At 68.9% G+C, this 18,074-nt stretch carries 17 protein-coding genes and 1 pseudogene; 12 read left to right on the forward strand and 6 right to left on the reverse strand.

What is annotated here, in order from left to right:
• Position 1 precedes the first annotated feature (1 nt).
• From KQ304_RS02185 to KQ304_RS02200, 4 genes are all read left to right on the forward strand, one after another.
• The gene (locus KQ304_RS02185; RefSeq protein WP_259735482.1) at positions 2–811 is read left to right on the forward strand and encodes a carbohydrate ABC transporter permease; all 810 of its coding nucleotides are present in this window, start codon (positions 2–4) and stop codon (positions 809–811) included.
• Between the two features lie 98 nt (positions 812–909).
• The gene (locus KQ304_RS02190; protein WP_259735483.1) at positions 910–1,905 is read left to right on the forward strand and encodes a sodium-dependent bicarbonate transport family permease; all 996 of its coding nucleotides are present in this window, start codon (positions 910–912) and stop codon (positions 1,903–1,905) included.
• Between the two features lie 26 nt (positions 1,906–1,931).
• Positions 1,932–2,213, forward strand: a complete 282-nt coding sequence (locus KQ304_RS02195; protein WP_259735484.1) for a P-II family nitrogen regulator — start codon at positions 1,932–1,934, stop codon at positions 2,211–2,213.
• Positions 2,214–2,234: 21 nt separating this feature from the next.
• A complete protein-coding gene (locus tag KQ304_RS02200; RefSeq protein WP_259735485.1) occupies positions 2,235–2,882 on the forward strand; it encodes a TMEM165/GDT1 family protein in 648 nt (215 codons plus the stop codon).
• Positions 2,883–2,954: 72 nt separating this feature from the next.
• Here the strand turns inward: KQ304_RS02200 and KQ304_RS02205 are convergent, their stop codons facing one another.
• Together KQ304_RS02205 and KQ304_RS02210 are read right to left on the reverse strand one after the other, a co-directional pair.
• On the reverse strand, positions 2,955–3,308 hold the full coding sequence (locus KQ304_RS02205; RefSeq protein WP_259735486.1) for a DUF6464 family protein: 354 nt from the start codon (positions 3,306–3,308) through the stop codon (positions 2,955–2,957).
• A gap of 5 nt (positions 3,309–3,313) precedes the next feature.
• On the reverse strand, positions 3,314–4,105 hold the full coding sequence (locus KQ304_RS02210; RefSeq protein ID WP_259735487.1) for a TerC family protein: 792 nt from the start codon (positions 4,103–4,105) through the stop codon (positions 3,314–3,316).
• Between the two features lie 60 nt (positions 4,106–4,165).
• Between KQ304_RS02210 and KQ304_RS02215 the strand changes: the two genes are divergently transcribed.
• The gene (locus KQ304_RS02215) at positions 4,166–4,951 is read left to right on the forward strand and encodes a hypothetical protein (RefSeq protein WP_259735488.1); all 786 of its coding nucleotides are present in this window, start codon (positions 4,166–4,168) and stop codon (positions 4,949–4,951) included.
• Here KQ304_RS02215 and KQ304_RS02220 read toward each other — a convergent pair.
• Positions 4,860–5,684 (reverse strand): hypothetical protein, encoded by an 825-nt coding sequence (locus tag KQ304_RS02220; protein WP_259735489.1) that lies wholly within the window; start codon positions 5,682–5,684, stop codon positions 4,860–4,862. The genes KQ304_RS02215 and KQ304_RS02220 overlap by 92 nt on opposite strands.
• A 140-nt stretch (positions 5,685–5,824) precedes the next feature.
• Between KQ304_RS02220 and mfd the strand changes: the two genes are divergently transcribed.
• Both mfd and KQ304_RS02230 read left to right on the forward strand, forming a co-directional pair.
• Positions 5,825–9,388, forward strand: a complete 3,564-nt coding sequence (gene mfd / locus KQ304_RS02225; RefSeq protein WP_259735490.1) for a transcription-repair coupling factor — start codon at positions 5,825–5,827, stop codon at positions 9,386–9,388.
• A 104-nt stretch (positions 9,389–9,492) separates the two neighbouring features.
• Positions 9,493–9,678 (forward strand): hypothetical protein, encoded by a 186-nt coding sequence (locus tag KQ304_RS02230; protein ID WP_259735491.1) that lies wholly within the window; start codon positions 9,493–9,495, stop codon positions 9,676–9,678.
• A 20-nt stretch (positions 9,679–9,698) separates the two neighbouring features.
• Here KQ304_RS02230 and KQ304_RS02235 read toward each other — a convergent pair whose 3' ends face one another.
• From KQ304_RS02235 to KQ304_RS02245, 3 genes are all read right to left on the reverse strand, one after another.
• Complete coding sequence (locus KQ304_RS02235; RefSeq protein WP_259735492.1) at positions 9,699–11,045, reverse strand: S41 family peptidase; 1,347 nt, start codon at positions 11,043–11,045, stop codon at positions 9,699–9,701.
• 101 nt (positions 11,046–11,146) lie between these two features.
• The gene (gene ispG, locus KQ304_RS02240; RefSeq protein WP_259735493.1) at positions 11,147–12,391 is read right to left on the reverse strand and encodes a (E)-4-hydroxy-3-methylbut-2-enyl-diphosphate synthase; all 1,245 of its coding nucleotides are present in this window, start codon (positions 12,389–12,391) and stop codon (positions 11,147–11,149) included.
• Positions 12,392–12,429: 38 nt separating this feature from the next.
• The gene (locus KQ304_RS02245) at positions 12,430–13,056 is read right to left on the reverse strand and encodes a uracil-DNA glycosylase family protein (RefSeq protein WP_259735516.1); all 627 of its coding nucleotides are present in this window, start codon (positions 13,054–13,056) and stop codon (positions 12,430–12,432) included.
• 202 nt (positions 13,057–13,258) lie between these two features.
• On the opposite strand from KQ304_RS02245, the gene KQ304_RS02250 reads away from it, so the two are divergent.
• The 5 genes and pseudogenes from KQ304_RS02250 to KQ304_RS02270 all read left to right on the forward strand — a co-directional run bounded on the left by KQ304_RS02250 (position 13,259) and on the right by KQ304_RS02270 (position 18,074).
• On the forward strand, positions 13,259–14,437 hold the full coding sequence (locus KQ304_RS02250; RefSeq protein ID WP_259735494.1) for a pyridoxal phosphate-dependent aminotransferase: 1,179 nt from the start codon (positions 13,259–13,261) through the stop codon (positions 14,435–14,437).
• Between the two features lie 14 nt (positions 14,438–14,451).
• A pseudogene (locus KQ304_RS02255) lies at positions 14,452–15,420 on the forward strand (putative selenate ABC transporter substrate-binding protein).
• Between the two features lie 48 nt (positions 15,421–15,468).
• Positions 15,469–15,690: a hypothetical protein gene (locus KQ304_RS02260; RefSeq protein ID WP_259735495.1), complete on the forward strand. Its 222-nt coding sequence runs from the start codon at positions 15,469–15,471 to the stop codon at positions 15,688–15,690.
• Between the two features lie 60 nt (positions 15,691–15,750).
• Positions 15,751–16,506: an ATP-binding cassette domain-containing protein gene (locus KQ304_RS02265; protein WP_259735496.1), complete on the forward strand. Its 756-nt coding sequence runs from the start codon at positions 15,751–15,753 to the stop codon at positions 16,504–16,506.
• Positions 16,503–18,074 (forward strand): ABC transporter permease, encoded by a 1,572-nt coding sequence (locus KQ304_RS02270; protein WP_259735497.1) that lies wholly within the window; start codon positions 16,503–16,505, stop codon positions 18,072–18,074. Before KQ304_RS02265 ends, KQ304_RS02270 begins: the two co-directional genes overlap by 4 nt.

The following is an 18,074-nucleotide window of genomic DNA, read 5'->3' on the forward strand; positions in this document are numbered from 1 at the left end:
GATGAGTGCCTTGCAGCTGGGGGCGCTGCTGCTGCTGGCCCTGCTGATGCTGGTGCCCCTGCTCTGGCTGGTGAGCACGTCGCTGAAGGGCCCCGCCGAAAACATCTTCTCCACACCACCGTCGCTGATTCCGGCCCAGCCGAGCCTGGAGGCCTATGGCCGTCTCTTCGCCGACTACCCCCTCGGCCTGTATCTGTTCAACAGCACGGTGGTGAGCCTGCTGGCGGTGCTGGGGAATCTGTTATTCTGTTCGCTGGCGGCCTATCCGCTGGCGCGGATGCGCTTTGCCGGCCGCGGCCTGGTGCTGGCCCTGGTGGTGGCCACCATCTTGATCCCCTTCCAGGTGGTGATGATTCCGCTCTATCTGATGATGGTGCAACTGGGTCTGAGGAATACCCTCTGGGCTCTGATCATTCCCCAGGCCGCCACAGCCTTCGGCATCTTTCTGCTGCGCCAGAGTTTTCTTGGCGTGCCGGTGGAGCTGGAGGAAGCGGCCCGCATCGATGGCTGCACGCCGGTGGGGGAATGGTGGAACGTGATGATCCCCGCCGCCCGGGCCGATCTGATCACCCTGGCGATGTTCGTGTTCATCGGCACCTGGAGTGATTTCCTCTGGCCGCTGGTGATCCTTGACGACCCCAGGCTGTACACCCTGCCCCTGGGACTGCAGCAACTGGCCAGCAGCTTCTCCCTCGACTGGCGCCTTGTAGCCGCCGGATCGGTGGTGTCGATCCTGCCGGTGCTGGTGCTGTTCGTGCTGCTGCAGCGCTTCATCCTCCCCAGCGCCAGTGGCGATGCGGTGAAGGGCTGAAGCGCACCACTGTGCGAACAAACGCATCGCCTGACCTGGGCTGCTGCTGCCCTCGGTACTGTTCTGGCTCGAGAGTCGATCACTTACCGGGCGCCTGAATGGAGACCAGCCTGGTGCTGCAGAATCTGCTCTCACCGCCGGTGCTGTTCTTCGCCCTCGGGGTGATCGCCGTGCTGGTGGGATCCGACCTGGAGATCCCGGCGCCGTTGCCGAAGCTCTTCTCCCTCTACCTGCTGCTGGCGATCGGCTTCAAGGGGGGTGTGGAGCTGCTCCACAGCGGCCTCGGTCCCCAGGTGATCAGCACGATCGCAGCGGCGATGCTGATGTCGGCCCTGGTGCCCCTCTACAGCTTCCTGGTGCTCAAGCGCCAGCTCGACACCTTCAATGCGGCGGCGATCGCCGCCACCTACGGCTCCATCAGTGCCGTCACCTTCATCACTGCCGAGAGCTTCCTGGGCATCACGGGCATGCCCCACGACGGCTTCATGGTGGCCGCCCTGGCGCTGATGGAATCCCCGGCAATCATTGTTGGCCTGCTGCTGGTGAAGCTGGCCCCAGGCGAAACGAAGGAGGACCCTCGCGAGGGGATCCGCTGGGGCTCGCTGCTGCATGAAGCCTTTCTGAACAGCTCCGTGCTGCTGCTGGTGGGCAGCCTGGTGATCGGTGGGCTGGTGGCGGCTTTCAGCCCGTCGGGGCTGGGGAAGATGGAGCCCTTCACCGGTGAACTCTTCTATGGAGCCCTCAGCTTCTTCCTGCTCGACATGGGCATCGTGGCGGCCCAGCGGGTGGGCGACCTGCGGCGGGCCGGGGCCTTTCTGATCGGTTTTGCCGTGCTGATGCCGCTGTTCAATGCCGGGATCGGCCTGGCGGTGTCCTGGCTGCTGGGCCTGCCCCAGGGGGATGCGCTGCTGTTCATGGTGCTCAGTGCCAGTGCCTCCTACATCGCCGTGCCGGCGGCGATGCGCATGACGGTGCCCCAGGCCAGCCCCAGCCTCTACATCTCCACCGCCCTGGGGGTGACTTTCCCGTTCAACATCGTCGTGGGCATTCCGCTCTACATGGCGATGGTGAGGCTGGTCATCCCGGCCACCTGACCCTGCCTGACTTTTCGGCTTCTGCCATGCATCGCCTTGATCTGATCTGCAGCGAACGGGAACTTGAGCGGGTGGTGCACCTGATCGATGCGGCCGGAGCGCCGGGCTACTCAGTGGTTCGCCATGTCACCGGCCGTGGCCCCCATGGCTCTGTCTCGGAGTCGATGGAGTTCAGCGGGCTGGGGGCGAACGTTCATGTGATCGTCTTCTGTCAGAGCGAAGCGCTGGAGAGTCTTCGCCAGGGTCTGCGGCCGATCCTGGAGTACTACGGAGGAGTTGGCTTCGTCTCCCAGGCCGAGCCGCTCTGAGCACCAGCCCCAACCCCCTTCATGGCCAGCGATCCCGCCATCGCCGCGTTCGGCTCCAGCTTCACGGCGATCACCCTGGCGGAGCTGGGGGACAAGACCTTCTTTGTGGCCTTTCTGCTGGCGGCCCGCCACCGGGCCCGCTGGGTGTTCATCGGAGCCTTCGCAGCCTTGGCGGCCGTGACGTTGATCTCCCTGGGCCTGGGCCTGGGGCTGCGCAGTTTGCTGCCTCCGGAGCTAGTGCCCTGGCTGGCCGCTGTGTTCTTCGGCGGATTCGGCATCAAGCTGCTGGTCGATGCCCAGACCATGGGCTCCCAGGCCGCCGAAGAGGAGGCCCAGGCGGCGGAGGATCTGGTCAATGCCGCCGAAACCAACCAGGACCAGAGCCGGGCGGGGGGCTGGCTGGTGGTGCGTGAAGCCTTCCTGCTGGTGTTCATGGCCGAGCTGGGGGATCGCACCCAGTTCGCCACCATCGTGCTGGCCACCGCGCCGGGATTCAGCTTCAGCGCCCTGCTGGCCGGCACCCTGGCGGGCCATGCCCTGGTCACGGGTCTGGCGGTGGGGGCGGGCAAATGGATTGGTCAGCTGCTCTCCGAGCGCCTGCTCTTCCGGCTCAGTGGGGGCTTGTTCCTGGTGTTCGCCGTGGTGGCCCTGCGCCAGGCCCTGGGCTGATGGTCTGCATCGGGGCCTCTGCCCAGTGCCAGTGCCCCAGAGCCGTTGGTGCCGCAGGGCTCAGGGCTGCCCTCAGCCCTGGCGAGCGCTGTGGTGGGCACAACGATCACAGGGGCCATCGGGCAGCACGGCGCAGCGCAGCAGCGGCGAGCGGGCATTGAAGCGACAGCTGGGGTCGCCGATCACCCAGCCGCCGTTCCACCAGCGCGCCTCACTGGGCTGGCGCTCGGCTTTCACCTGCAGCGCCACGCTGGCCAGTTCGTAGCGGCCATTGCAGAGCTGGTAGCGGTGGTGCCGCTGCAACACCAGGAAGCTGCGGCTGCCATGCAGAAACCAGTGGCCGGGTTGGGGAATCTCAGCGAGCTCCCCAAGCTCCAGTTGGCCCAGCAACTGAGCGCTGCCGGCCTGGCGAAGTTCGATGCGCAAGGGTTTCAGGGGGTCACCTCACCGGCCTCGTCGCTGATGCGCCTGGAAAAGCCCCAGAGGAACAGGCCCGCCACCAGCAGCAGCAGGGCCCACTCGGGCAACTCGAACTGAGGGAGCCCGAGGCGCAGCAGCAGGCGCAGCCCCACCAGTCCGACGGCCAGGTAACCGGCCCGCTCCAGGTTGGAGTAGACCCCCAGCCAGCGGATGAACAGCTCGGCAGTGAGGCGCAGGGCGATCACCCCGATCACCCCGCCGGCCATCACCAGCCAGAGTCGATCGCTGATCGCCACCGCCGCGGCCACGCTGTCGAGGGAGAAGGCCAGGTCGGTGACCGCCAGGGTGACCACCACGGAACCCAGCCCCGTCGCTGAGGCGTGACCGCCGGAGCTGGTGTCCGCCTGCCCCAGCGGATTCGTGGCCGTGGCCGTGGCAGCGTCTGTGGCCGGCGCAGGCCCATCGCCGCCGGCCTCCTCGGCCGGTCCCAGAATGTTGCTCACGCTCAGCCAGAGCAGATAGCCGGCGGCGGCCAGCTGCAGGGGCCAGAAGTTCAGCACCCAGCGGGCCAGCACGATCAGCACCAGGCGAAAGGCCAGGGCCAGGCCGAGGCCGAGGTTGAGGGCCTGACGCTGCAGCTGCGGATTCTGCAGCCGCCTGGAGATGGCGGCCAGGGCGATGGCGTTATCGGCGGAGAGCACCGCTTCGAGGGCCACCAGCAGCGGCAGCAGCAACAGCAGCTCCCCCCATTGATCCGCCTCTTCAATCAGAGGTGTGAGGGAGGAGAGCGACTCCGCTTCCATTGGCGTGCAGCGGGTTCGGTCGCGCCACTCTAGAAAGTCATCCCCACCGGTTTCCCTGTGATGCAGCTTCAGGCGCGACTGGCCCATGTGGACTCCGGCCAGCGGGTGGTGGAGGTGAGTGCCTGGGACGACGGCCGCTGCCTGGGCAGCGCCCTCGGGGAGGCGGCGAGCGCCGAGATCGCCGAAGACCGGGCCCTGCAGCGCTTGTTGCGGCGGCTGCAGGAGCCGGCAGAGGCACCAGCAGAGGCATCACCAGAGTCACCGGCAAGAGCAGCAGCACCAAGACCAACAGCAGCAGCAGCAAGACCAGCTCCACCACCGGCCCTGCTGGAACTGGAGCCCAGTGCCGGTGCGGCCCCCGCCCGGCCAGCTGCTGCCGTCCCTGAAGCCGAACCGCTGGCCGATCCCGATGACTGGAGCGAGGAGCTGGCGGAGCTGGAGCGGTTGCTGAATCAGCTGGGCTGGGAGCGGGAGCAGGAGTCGATCTATCTGCAGCGGGCCTTTGGCCACCCCAGCCGCAGCCGCCTGATTCGCTACGCCGACCTGCTCACCTACCTCGCCGCCCTGCGCCGCCTGCAGCCTGGGGTGGATCCAGCCCAGGCTGCCCTGCCCCTGCTCCGCTCCGACCTCCTGCTCCGCTCAGATGGCCTGCTGGCGCGCCTGGGCTGGGGAGCGGCCGAGGGGCGCTCCCTGCTGGAGCGCGAGTTCAGCCTGGCCAGCCGCCAGCAGCTCAGCGACCATGAACTCCTGCGCTTCAACGAACTGCTGGCCCAGCAGCTGGAGACTTCTCCTGCGCCCAAAGCGGAGTCCGGCATTCCTGCGCCAGCAGGGCCGGCCCCAGGCTGAGCCGGTGGTGGTGGGCGTAGGCCTCCTGCTCCAGGCGGATCTCGGTGGGGCTGGCCTTGGCATAGACGGGATCCTGCAGCTGGCGCTGGTTGATCGGATCTAGAACGATCGAGAGGCCCAGCAGCTTGGGCCGCGCCCCCGGTCCGCCATGGCGGCAGCTCTGGGCCACGTGGATCGCTTCGTGGTTGAGCACTCGGGCGAACTCCACGCTTCCCTTCTCGATCACATCGGGGCGGATGCGCAGGGTGCGGGCTGCTGGGTCCCATTCGCCGGCGGCCCGGACCTTGCGGGGCGGGCCGATCACCACCTGCACCCCTGAGCGCCCGAGCCCGCTCAGCAGGCTGGCGATGGCGTCATGCTCCAGCTGGTGGCTGGGGGGGTTGCGGCGCAGCGCCTCGATCTGGGTGATGCTCAACGGCGGATCCCCCAGGCGCCGCTTGTAGATGTAGCGGATGCGGCCGTTGCCGAGGGACTCAGCCCGGGGCAGCCAGCTGCGGTCAGCCGTTCTCAGCTGGGCCAGCAGCTCCGGTAGATCAGCGCTGGTGAGCAGCCGATCGCCGGGCCGGGGTGGCTCCGGACGGCCGGCGAGCACCACCTCCTGCAACTGCACGCTGAGGTCCTGCAGGGCGACAAGGGTGTCGCTGCGCCGCGCCTGGGGGGAGAGCAGCGCCAGGGCGGCCAGGGCGCCGGCGCCGCTGAGGGCCATCCCCACCAGCACAGGGGTTTTGCTCATGACGGGATCAGGCGCATGCAGCGGGGGCGGAGTGGATGGCCATGGCGGAGCGGTCTGAGCGCCTGGGGGGAATCCTGGCGGCGGGCCGCGGCCGCTGCCGCCGCTTGCGAAGATCGAGCCCCGCGCCCGCCTGCTCTCCGATGCCCCTCACCGCCCTGGTGCGCCAGCTCGAGCAGGTGCCCCTCACCGGAGAGGTGCTGGAGCGCAGTGGGCGGCCCGAGCGCCTGCGGCTCAGTGGAGCGGGCCGGGCGGCGCGGGCGCTGATCGCCAGTGCCCTGGCCCGTCGCGGTGGCCGGCCGCTGGTGGTGATCGTGCCCACCCTGGAGGAGGCCGGTCGCTGGACGGCCCTGCTGGAGCTGATGGGCTGGCCCACGGCCCAGCTCTATCCCACCAGCGAGGGCTCCCCCTATGAACCCTTTGATCCCACCAGTGAGATCACCTGGGGCCAGCTGCAGGTGCTCAGCGAGCTGATCGATGGCACGGGCCGCTCCTGGTCGGGAGCGATCGTGGCCACCGAGAGGGCCCTGCAGCCCCACCTGCCGCCGCCCGAGGCCCTGGCCGGCCGTTGCCTCAGTCTGCGCAAGGGCAGCAGCGTTGACCTCGAGGAGCTGGCCGACACCCTCACCCGCCTGGGCTACGAGCGGGTGCCGACGATCGAGCAGGAGGGCAGCTGGAGCCGCCGCGGCGACATCGTGGATGTGTATCCGGTGAGCGCCGAGCTGCCGGTGCGGCTGGAGTTCTTCGGGGAAGACCTGGAGAAGCTCAGGGAGTTCGATCCCGCCAGCCAGCGCTCCCTCGATGCGATCGAGGCGGTGCGCCTCACCCCCACGGGCTATGCCCCACTGATCGCCGATGCCCTGCGCGAGTCGATGCCGGAGGCCCTCAGCGAGCTGCTGGCTCCCGAGGCCCTTGAGCAGCTGCTGGAGGGGGGCACGCCCGAGGGAATGCGCCGGCTGATGGGCCTGGCCTGGAGGCAGCCCGCCTCCCTGCTCGACTACCTGCCCGAGGCCACGCTGATCGCGGTGGATGAGCGGCGCCAGGGCCTGGCCCATGGCCAGCAGTGGTTCGACCACGCCAGCGACCACCACGCTGAGCTGAGCGCTGCGCTGCCGGCGGACTGCCTGCCGCCGTCGCTGCACCGGCCGGTGGCGGCGGCCCTGGCGGACTCCGATCACTTCGCCGGCTTCGATCTGGCCGAGCTGCACGAGAGCGATCGGCACCCCAACGCCTTCGATCTCTCCAGCCGTCCGGTGCCGGCTCACCCCAACGCCTTCGGCCGTCTTGCGGCGCTGGTGAAGGGGTACCAGCAGGAGAAGGCCCGGGTCTGGCTGGTGTCGGCCCAGCCCAGCCGGGCGGTGGCGCTGCTGGAGGAGCACGACTGCCCCAGCCGCTTCGTGCCCAATCCCCACGATTTTCCGGCGATCGAGCGCCTGATCGAGCAGGCCACGCCGGTGGCCCTGAAGCTGCGCGGCACCGCCGAGCTGGAGGGTCTGCAGCTGCCGGCCTGGCGGCTGGTGCTGCTCACCGATCGGGAGTTCTTCGGCCAGCACAGCCTGGCCGCCTCGGGCTACGTGCGCCGGCGCCGCAAGGCGGCCAGCCGCACGGTGGACCCGGGCAAGATGCGCCCCGGCGACTTCGTGGTGCACCGCAACCATGGCATCGGCCGCTTCCTGCGGCTGGAGAAGCTGGCGATCAGCGCTGAATCGCGTGATTACCTGGTGGTGCAGTACGCCGATGGGCTGCTGCGGGTGGCGGCCGATCAGCTGGGCAGCCTGGGGCGCTTCCGTGCCAGCAGCGACAGCCCGCCGGAGCTGAACCGCATGGGCGGTGTGGCCTGGACCCGGGCCAAGGAGCGCGCCCGCAAGGCGGTGCGCAAGGTGGCGCTGGACCTGGTGAAGCTCTACGCGGAGCGTCAGCAGGCGGCCGGCTTCCCCTTCCCGCCCGATGGCCCCTGGCAGGGGGAGCTGGAGGACTCCTTCCCCTACGAGCCCACGCCCGATCAGCTGAGGGCAATCACTGAGGTGAAGCGCGACATGGAGAAGCCCGAGCCGATGGACCGGCTGGTGTGTGGCGATGTGGGCTTCGGCAAGACCGAAGTGGCGATCCGGGCGGTGTTCAAGGCGGTGACCGCCGGCAAGCAATGCGCCCTGCTGGCCCCCACCACGGTGCTGGCCCAGCAGCACTGGCGCACCCTGAGCGAACGCTTCGCCCCCTATCCGCTCAAGGTGGCCCTGCTCAACCGCTTCCGCACCACCAGCGAGCGCAAGACGATCCTTGAGGGCCTCAAGGATGGAACGGTGGATGTGGTGGTGGGCACCCATCAGCTGCTGAGCAAGGGCACCCACTTCGAGAAGCTCGGTCTGCTGGTGGTGGATGAGGAGCAGCGCTTCGGTGTGAACCAGAAGGAGAAGATCAAGGCGCTGCGCAGGGACGTGGATGTGCTCACCCTCTCGGCCACGCCGATTCCACGCACGCTCTACATGAGCCTCTCGGGGGTGCGGGAGATGAGCCTGATCACCACCCCACCGCCCCTGCGCCGGCCGATCAAGACCCACCTGGCGGCCCTGGATGAAGAGGCGGTGCGCAGCGCCATCCGCCAGGAGCTCGACCGCGGCGGTCAGGTGTTTTACGTGGTGCCGCGGGTGGAGGGGATCGAGGAGGTGGCGGGCCAGTTGCGCGAGATGCTGCCGGGCCTGAAGTTGCTGGTGGCCCACGGCCAGATGGGTGAGGGGGAGCTGGAGAGCGCCATGGTGGCCTTCAACGCCGGTGAAGCCGACGTGATGCTCTGCACCACGATCATCGAGAGCGGCCTGGATATCCCGCGGGTGAACACGATTCTGGTGGAAGACGCCCACCGCTTCGGTCTGGCCCAGCTCTATCAATTGCGCGGCCGGGTGGGACGCAGCGGTGTGCAGGCCCATGCCTGGCTCTTCTATCCCGGTGATGCCTCCTTGAGTGAGGCGGCGCGGCAGCGCTTGCGGGCGATTCAGGAATTCGCCCAGCTGGGCAGTGGCTACCAGCTGGCCATGCGCGACATGGAGATCCGTGGGGTGGGCAATCTGCTGGGGGTGGAGCAGAGCGGCCAGATGGAAGTGATCGGTTTCGATCTCTACATGGAGATGCTGCAGGAATCGCTGGCGGAGATCCAGGGCCAGGACATCCCGGTGGTGGAGGAAACCCAGATCGATCTGCCGATCACCGCCTTCATCCCCGCCGACTGGATTCCCGAGAGCGACGAGAAGATCGCCGCCTACCGCGCCGCCGCCGATTGCCGCGCCCGCGAGGAGCTGGTGCAGCTGGCCGCCGACTGGGCGGACCGCTACGGCTCCCTGCCCTCACCGGTGGCGAGCCTGCTGCAGTTGATGGAGCTGAAGCTGCTGGCGCGTCGCTGCGGCTTCTCGCGCATCCGCCTGGAGAAGCCCAACATCGTGCTGGAAACCCCGATGGAGGAGCCTGCCTTCCGCCTGCTGCGCCAGGGTCTGCCCCAGCATCTGCATGGCCGACTGGTGTATCAGGGCGGCGGCGGCAGCGCCGCCAAGGTGCTGGCCCGTGGTCTGAATGTGCTGGCGGCCGACCGCCAGCTCGAGATGCTCAAGGAGTGGCTGCTGGCGATGGCCGAGCAGATCCCCGGAGCCGATGGCCTCACCGACGCCCAGCGCAGCGAGCAGGCGGCCGCGAAGAACGCGGCGGTGCTGGCGGTGTGAAGCGTGGTGGCACGGCTCCCTGGGCGGTTTCAGGAAAGCTACAGGTTGCCTCCTGTCTCATCTGCGCAAAAGTTCGTTACAGTGCTACGAAATGAAACGTGGTCATGGGTGAATTGGTGGGCGGATCGGTTGGCATCACGGCTGAGCTGCAGAGCGGCTATGCGCTTGTTTCGGCTGTGATCAGCGTTCTGGCCCTCGGCGTCTTCGCCCTGTTCCAGAACGACCAGGAGAACAACAACGACGACGACGACTCCAACCCCGGCGGCGGCCTGATGCAGCCGGTGGCCTGAGGCTCAGAGAGGCCTGAGGCCTAGGGGGTGACCGCTGCCGGAGCCCCCAGAGCTGACGGCAGGTTGGCGCTGCTGGGGTTGTAGGTGGTGCGGGAAGCACTGGCTTGGCGCAGCTTTTTCATCAGGGTGGATTCGGCGGCGCGGTATTGCACGTCTTTGGAGGTGCCCAGGTCTTCCAGCCTGAGTTTGGAAGCTTCGGCTTCGCTCAGCTTCACGGACACATCAGGGGCGATGCCGTGCTTGTGAATGTCGCGGCCGCTGGGGGTGAGGTACTTGGCGATGGTCACGGTCATGCCGGAGCCATCTGAGAGCCCCCGCACCGACTGCACCAAGCCCTTGCCGAAGGTTTTCTGACCCACCAGCACGGCGCGCTTGTTGTCCTGCAGGGCGCCGGAGAGGATCTCGCTGGCGCTGGCGGAGCCTTCGTTGACCAGCACCACGATCGGTGATTTTGTCAGGGCGCGGCCGTTGGCGCGGCGCACGTCCTGAATGCCGTCGCGGGTGCGGGTGGAGACGATGATGCCCTCATCCAGCAACTGGCGGGCGATCTCCACACTGGCCATCAGCAGGCCACCGGGGTTGCTGCGCAGGTCGAGCACGTAGCCCTGCACGCCCTTCTGCTCCAGGTCACGCAGGGCGGCGCGCATGTCCTTGGCGGCGTTGGCGTTGAACTGCTTCAGGCGGATGTAGCCCACCTTGACGCCGTCGGGGCCGGTGTTGATCTGGTGCTCCACCGCATGCAACTCGATGCGGGCGCGGGTGAGCGGCACGGACACCACCTGGCTGCGGCGCCGCAGCTCCAGAGTGACCTTGGTGCCCGCCTGACCGCGGATCAGCTTGACGGCATCCTCGGTGGTCATGCCCTTGGTGCTCTTGCCGTCGATCGAGACGATCACGTCCTTGGGCTGGACGCCCGCCTCAGAGGCCGGCGAGCCATCGATCGGTGAGACCACCACCAGTTCCTTGGTGTCCTTGTCGAGGCTCAGCTGGATGCCCACCCCGGAGAGCTCCCCGGAGGTGTCGATCTGCATCTCCTTGAACTCCCGCGGATCCATGAAGCGGGTGTAGGGATCGTCGAGGGTGCCGAGCATGCCCCGGATCGCCTCATAGCTTTCCTTGGTGCTGCCGTAGCTCTTGGCCAGTAGGTCACGGCGCAGCTTGCGCCACTGCTCGGGGGTGTACTTGCCGGTGGTGTCGAGGTAGTCGCGGAAAACGATCTGCCAGGCCTGGTCCATCACCTCCTTGGGACTGTCGGTGATCAGCGAGGCGGCGCTCGGGGAGCCCACCCAGTCGGTGCCGACGATCACGGCGGTGGCGCAGGCACCCAATCCGGCGAGAACGGCGATGCCGGTGCGACCCCTGCCCATTGGCTGATTCCCTGGAGTTTGACTGTGGCCTCAAGCTAGCCCGCTTGACAGGGCTGGGCGAGGGATCGGGGACAGTCACAGGCAAGTCAGGATGTGACCGCTCAGGGATCCACCCAGCGGCCGTCCTCCTTGATCAGGGCGATCAGCGCCTCCACCCCCTCGGCCTCCGGCACCCGGCGGATCTCCTCGCGGCCGCGGTAGAGGGAGATGGTGCCGGGGATCTTGCCCACGTAGCCGTAGTCGGCGTCGGCCATCTCGCCGGGGCCATTGACGATGCAGCCCATCACGGCGATGTCGAGGCCGGTGAGGTGGGAGGTGGCGTTGCGCACCACGTGCAGCACCTCCTCGAGGTTGAACAGGGTGCGGCCGCAGCTGGGGCAGGCCACGTACTCCACCATCGTTTTCCTCAGGCCCAGGGCCTGCAGGATCGAGTAGCAAACAGGGATCTCCTTCTCCGGCGCCTCGGTGAGCGACACCCGGATCGTGTCGCCGAGGCCCTCGGCCAGCAGGGTGGCGATGCCGGCGGTGCTCTTGATGCGGCCGTAGTCGCCATCGCCCGCTTCGGTGACGCCCAGGTGCAGGGGGTAGTGGAAGCCGCCTGCGTCCATGCGGTCGGCCATCATCCGGTAGGCGGCCAGCATCACCGGCGCCCGCGACGCCTTCATCGACACCACGATGTTGTGGAAGTCGAGGCGATCGCAGATGTGGATGAACTCCATGGCGCTCTCCACCATGCCCAGCGGCGTGTCGCCGTAGGTGAACAGCATCCGCTCGGCCAGCGAGCCGTGGTTCACGCCGATGCGCAGACCCTTGTCCTGCTCCTTGAGCAGGCTCACCAGCGGTTCGAGCGTGGCCTGGATGCGCTCGCCGATCGCCGCCACCTCCTCGGGGGTGAATTCGGTGCGGTTGGGATCGGGCTTGTCGAACACGTAGAGGCCCGGGTTGATGCGCACCTTGTCGACGTGCTGGGCCACCTCCAGGGCGATCTTCATGCCGTTGTGGTGCACATCGGCCACCAAGGGCACCGGCTGGTAGGTGTCTTCGAGGCGCTGGCGGATCTCCTTCACCGCCTTGGCATGGGCCAGGGAGGGCACGGTGAGCCGCACGATCTCGCAGCCGGCCTCATGCAGGCGGCGGATGCCGGCCGTGGCGCCGGCGATGTCGAGGGTGTCCTCGTTGATCATCGACTGCACCACCACCGGGTGCTCGCTGCCCACCCAGATGTCGCCCACCCGCACGCTGCGGGTCTTGCGGCGGCGGATCAGGGTGTCGTAGCGGGGGTTGCTGGCCCAGTCGGCGGGGAGGCCCGGACGGCTGGTGTCGGGGCGGGCGAGGGTGCCGGTCATCACCAGGGGGCCGGGAAGTGGTCCAACCCTGCCACAGATCAGGGGGCGCCTGACGAATCCGCGCTGGGCTCCGGGGCGGCCCTGAGCTGCTCAAGGCGATCCCTGACCGCCTTGAGGTCCTGCCAGGTGTGCCACTTGGGGCTTTCCGGTTCCCGTGAGGGATTGCGCAGCAGATAGGAGGGGTGAAAGATCGGCAGGCACCAGCGGCCCTGCCACCGCTGCCACTGGCCGCGCAGGCGGGTGATGCCGCCCTTGATCCCCAGCACCCCTTCCACGGCGGTGCCGCCGGCCAGCAGCAGCACCTGCGGTTGCACCAGCTCCACCTGCTGCTGCAGCCAGGGCAGGCAGGCGGCCATCTCCTGGGGGCTGGGTTTGCGGTTCTCAGGCGGGCGGCACTTCACCACGTTGCAGATGTAGGCGTCGCGGTTGCTGTCGATGCCGACGCTCTCGAGCATCCGATCCAGCAGCTGCCCCGCCCGGCCCACGAAGGGGGAGCCGCTGGCGTCCTCCTGGGCGCCGGGGCCCTCGCCGATCACCATCAGGGCGGCGCGGGGATCACCCCGGCTCACCACCACCTGCTGGCGCCCTTCCGCCAGGGAGCAGCGGCGGCACTCGGCGCAGCCCTGGGCGAGCTGCTGCAGGGCCCTGCCCGAATCACCCTCCATCCACGCTCCCCCCTGGGCCTGAGCCCCCAAGTTGGCGGCAGCGGGGGTCACCTGTCCAGGTGCCGAGCGTGACGGTGCCCGCTCGAACCTTTCCCAGGAAGGGCGTCAGGCAGGATGCAAGCTCTCCCTGGCGCTTCTTTTTCGGAGCGCCGCGGCCCTTTGTGGCCGCTTCGCGCTGCGGCCGTCGGCCGCGCCCCCGCCGATGCCCCGCCCGTTGAAGCTCTCGGCCCGGGCCGAAGCCCTGCAGCCTTCGCTCACCCTGGCCATTGCGGCCCGCGCCAAGCAGTTGCGCGCCGGGGGGCAGGACATCTGCAGCCTGAGCGCGGGCGAACCCGATTTCGACACTCCCGCCTTCATCCGCCAGGCGGCCAGCGACGCCCTCGAAGCTGGTGCCACCCGCTACGGCCCGGCCGCCGGTGAGCCGGCCCTGCGTGAGGCGATCGCCGCCAAGCTCAGCGATGAGAACGGGGTTCCCACCAAGGCCGAGCAGGTGCTGGTCACCAATGGCGGCAAGCAGGCTCTGTTCAACCTCTTTCAGGTGCTGCTGGGCCCCGGCGACGAGGTGTTGCTGCCCTCTCCCTACTGGCTCAGCTACCCGGAGATGGTGCGGCTGGCCGGGGCCACGGTGCGGCTGCTGCCCAGCGACGCCGAGCAGGGCTTCCGCCTCGATCCCGAACAGCTGGAGGCGGCGATCACCCCGGCCAGCCGCCTGCTGGTGCTGAACAGCCCCTCCAATCCCACCGGGATGGTGCTCAGCCGCCGGGAGCTGGAGGCCATCGCCGTGGTGCTGCGCCGCCATCCCCAGGTGGCCGTGGTCTGCGACGAGATCTATGAATTCCTGCTGGCCCCGGGCCATGAGCACCACAGCCTCGCGGCGGTGGCGCCCGATCTGAGCGATCGGGTCTTCATCGTCAACGGTTTCGCCAAGGGCTGGGCCATGACCGGCTGGCGGCTGGGCTTTCTGGCCGGCCCCACCGCCGTGGTGAGTGCCGCGATCGCCCTGCAGAGTCAGAGCACCAGCAACGTCTGCTCCTTCGCCCAGTTCGGTGCCCTGGCGGCGGTGAGTGGCCCACGCGACTGCGTCGTGGAGATGGCGCGCCAGTTCAGTGAGCGGCGTTCCCTGCTCCATCAGGGTCTCGTGGCCCTGCCGGGGCTGACCCTGCAGCCACCGCAGGGGGCTTTTTATGTCTTCCCGGATGTGAGCGCCCACGGGCTTGATTCGATGACGTTCTGCAACCGCCTGCTCACGGACGTGGGTCTGGCGCTGGTGCCGGGAATCGCCTTCGGTGACGACCGCTGCGTACGCCTCTCCTGTGCCGCGTCCCCCGCCACCCTGCGTGACGGACTGGACCGACTCGGCCACTTCCTCGCATCCCTGTAACTCGAAGCACTCCCATGCTCTCCTTGCCCCTCCTCCGCCCACGCCTTCCCCGCGCCGGTTTTCGCCTGGCTCTGCTTGCCGGCCTGGCCCTGGCCCTCACGCCAGCGGCTCTGCCGCCCCAGCTGCAGCAGGCCGCACCCCAGCTCGCCGGCGCCCAGGCCCAGCAGAAGCTGCTGCGGATCAGCGCCATTCCAGATCAGAAGCCCGAAACCCTCAACCGCCTCTACCCCCTGCTGGCGAACGAACTGAGCCGCAGCCTCGGTGTGCCGGTGAAGTACGTGCCGGTGACTGATTACACCGCAACCGTGAGTGCCTTTCGCCGCGGCGATCTGGATCTGGTCTGGTTCGGAGCCCTCACCGGTGTTCAGGCCCGGCTGCAGAAGCCCGGCGCCAGGGTGATCGCCCAGCGCGACATCGACGCCTCCTTCCAGAGCTTCTTCATCGCCAACACGGCCAGTGGAATCAAGCCCATCGCCAACCAGAAGGGGCTGACTGCGCTCGTGGGCAAGCGCTTCACCTTCGGCTCGGAGAGCTCCACCTCCGGTCGGCTGATGCCCCAGTACTTCCTCGGCCAGGCCGGCGTGCGGCTGAGTGATTTCGCCGGCGGCGCCCCGGGCTTCAGCAGCAGCCACGACGCCACGATCGCCCTCGTGCAGAGCGGCGCTTATCAGGCTGGGGTGGTGAACGAGGAGGTGTGGAAGAGCAGCCTCAGCTCTGGCAGGACTGACCCGAAGAAGGTGATCGTGATCTGGCGCACTCCCGGTTACGCCAACTACCACTGACTCGCGCAGCCGAATCTCGACCAGCGCTTCGGCAAGGGTTTCACCACCAGGCTTCAATCCACCTTCCTGAATCTGAGCGCCAGCAATCCAAAGCAAGCCCAGATCCTCGACCTCTTCGGTGCAAAACGATTCATTTCTGCACCTCCGCGTCTGTACGACCCGATCGAAAAGGTGGGCCGCGAGATCGGCAAGATCCGCTGAGCCTCGCCGCTGGGGCCCCTTAGCCTGAGGCCAGGTCCGAGCGGTTGCATGCAGTTCAACGGCAGTCTGGAGGAGCTTCAGGCCCTCGTCGCCCAGCTGGGCCAACCTGGCCACTGGGTGCACCAGGGAGCCTTCGAGATGTATGTGCTCGATGCCGAGGACACCAACATTCGCCTGAACTGGTGGCCCCGCAGCGGCGAGCTCCGCCTGGTGGGTGATCCGGCCGAGCGCGTGGGTCTCGAAGCGGCCCTCCGGGCGCTGCTGCCCTGAGCCCCAGGATGCTGGGGGGATGGAATGGTCCCTGTCCGCCTTCAGTCTGAACCTCCTGCCTTGATTAGCTCCCCTGACTGCCCTCTGCTGGAGCTGCGTGGCATCCGCGTGCCGGGCCGTACCGCAGCGCGGCTGGATGATGTGTCGCTGCAGCTGAGGCCGGGGGAGCGGGTGGCCCTGGTGGGCCCCAGCGGAGCGGGCAAGAGCACCCTGCTGGCGGTGGCCAATGGCCTGCTCAACCCTGAAGCCGGTCAGGTGTTCTGGAACGGCGTCGCCCCGGCGCGCTCCAGGAGCCGGCGCCGGCGGCAGCAGGCCCTGATCGGCACCCTCTGGCAGGACCTGCGCCTGATTGAGGAGCTGACCGTGCAGCAGAACCTGAATGCAGCGCGGCTGGCCCGCTGGGGCTGGCCGCGGGCCCTGCTCAACCTGGTGCTGCCGCTGGAGACCGCCGCCAACACGGCCGCTCTCGCTCGGGTCGACCTCAGCGCTGGCCTGCTGGAGCAACCGGTGACCGCCCTCTCCGGCGGCCAGCGCCAGCGGCTGGCCCTGGCCCGCCTGCTGCGCCAGGAGCCGCTGCTGCTGCTGGCGGATGAACCCCTGGCCCACCTGGATCCACGCCTGGCGCGGGAGCTGCTGGCCCTGCTGCTGGAGCAGGCCAGCGGCCGCCGGGCCCTGCTGCTCAGCCTGCACCGCCCCGACCTGCTCGATGGCTTTGATCGGGTGGTGGCCCTGCGCCAGGGCCGGGTGGTGCTGGATGCGGCACCCTCGGCGCTGGCGGGCCCCCAGCTGGCGTCCCTCTATCGCTCGGAACCATGACGGCTTCCGCCGCTTGGAGCTGGAGGGCGCTGCGCCTGGCCCCGCCGCTGCTGCCGTTGCTGCCGGCCCTGGCCTGGCTGCCGGTGCTGTGGGTGCTTCCAGGCCTCAGCCACGGCGGCGGCTGGGGTCTGATCGGTCAGTTCGCCGCGGCGGCCTTTAGCCCGTCGCTGGATCCGCTGGTGCTGGGCTCGGCCTTCTCCGGCCTGGGGGTCACGGTGGGGATCGCCCTGCTGGGCTGGGCCTTCAGCCTGGTACTGGGCCTGCTGGGGGGAGTGCTCAGCTCGCGCACCGTGTGGCGCACGGCCTGCGGCAGCGCCCTGCCGGCGGAGCTCATCCGGCGTCTGCTGGCGGTGCCGCGGGCGCTGCATGAGCTGCTCTGGGGCCTGCTGCTGCTGCAGTGGCTGGGCCTGCAGCCGGCGGTGGCGGTGCTGGCGATCACGATTCCTTACGCCGCTCTGGTGGCGCGGGTGGTGAGCGATCTGCTCGACGCCCTGCCCACCTCGGGCCTGGAGGCCCTGCGCCTGGCGGGTGCCCCGGCGGGGCCGGCCCTGCTCACCGCCCTGGGGCCAGCGCTGCAGCCAGGGGTGATCAGCTACGGCGGCTACCGGCTGGAGTGCGCCCTGCGCAGCGCCACCTTGCTGGGGGTGTTCGGCCTTGGCGGCCTGGGCACCGACCTGCGACTCACGCTTCAGTCACTGCAGTTCCGTGAGCTCTGGAGCGGGCTGTGGATGCTGCTGCTGGTGATGCTGGCGCTGGAGGCCCTGCTGCGGGTCCTGCGCCAGCGTTGGGCGATGCCGGCCCGCTTCGGCCTCAGCAGCCGCTCCGTGGGCCGCGGTGGCCGCGAGGTGCTCCTGGGAGCGCTGCTGCTGCTGCCCCTGCTGCTGCTGGTGGCGGTGGCCCTGGGGGTCAACCCGTTGCAGCTGGGCACGTTCCAGTCCCTGCCCCCCTGGACGGCCGACTGGCCGGCGGTGGCGGCCCTGCCCTGGCCCTCGCTGATCGGCACCACCCTGGGACTGACGCTGCTGGCGGCGGCCCTGGCGGTGGGCACTGCCCCGCTGCTGCTGCTGTTGATGGCCCCCTGGCCCTGGGGCCGGCTGCTGCTGCAGGCCGTCTGGGCCCTGGGGCGCCTCTGGCCGCCGCCGCTCACCGCCCTGCTGCTGCTGTTCGTGCTGCAGCCCGGGGTGCTCACGGCCGCCCTGGCCCTGGCCTTTCACAACCTGGGCGTGCTGGGCCGCCTGCTGCTGGAGGCGGAGGAATCGGCCCCGCTGCAGGCGGAGGAGGCCCTGACCGCCGCCGGTGCCGGTCCACGGCTGGCGCTGTTCTACGGCCGTTTCAGTGCCCTGGCCCGCTCCTATCTGGCCTACGGCGCCTACCGCGCCGATGTGATCCTGCGCGAGACGGTGGTGGTGGGTCTGGTGGGTGCCGCCGGGCTGGGCAGCTTGCTGCTGGAGGCCCTCAGTTCCTTCGCCATCGACCAGCTGATCGCCCTGGTGGCGGTCTATGTGGTGCTGACCCTGATGGGAGAAGATCTCAGCGACCGCCTCCGCCGGCGCCTGCTGGCGGCCTGA

The organism is Synechococcus sp. CS-1329 (assembly GCF_025128055.1).
Lineage (GTDB): Bacteria > Cyanobacteriota > Cyanobacteriia > PCC-6307 > Cyanobiaceae > Regnicoccus_A.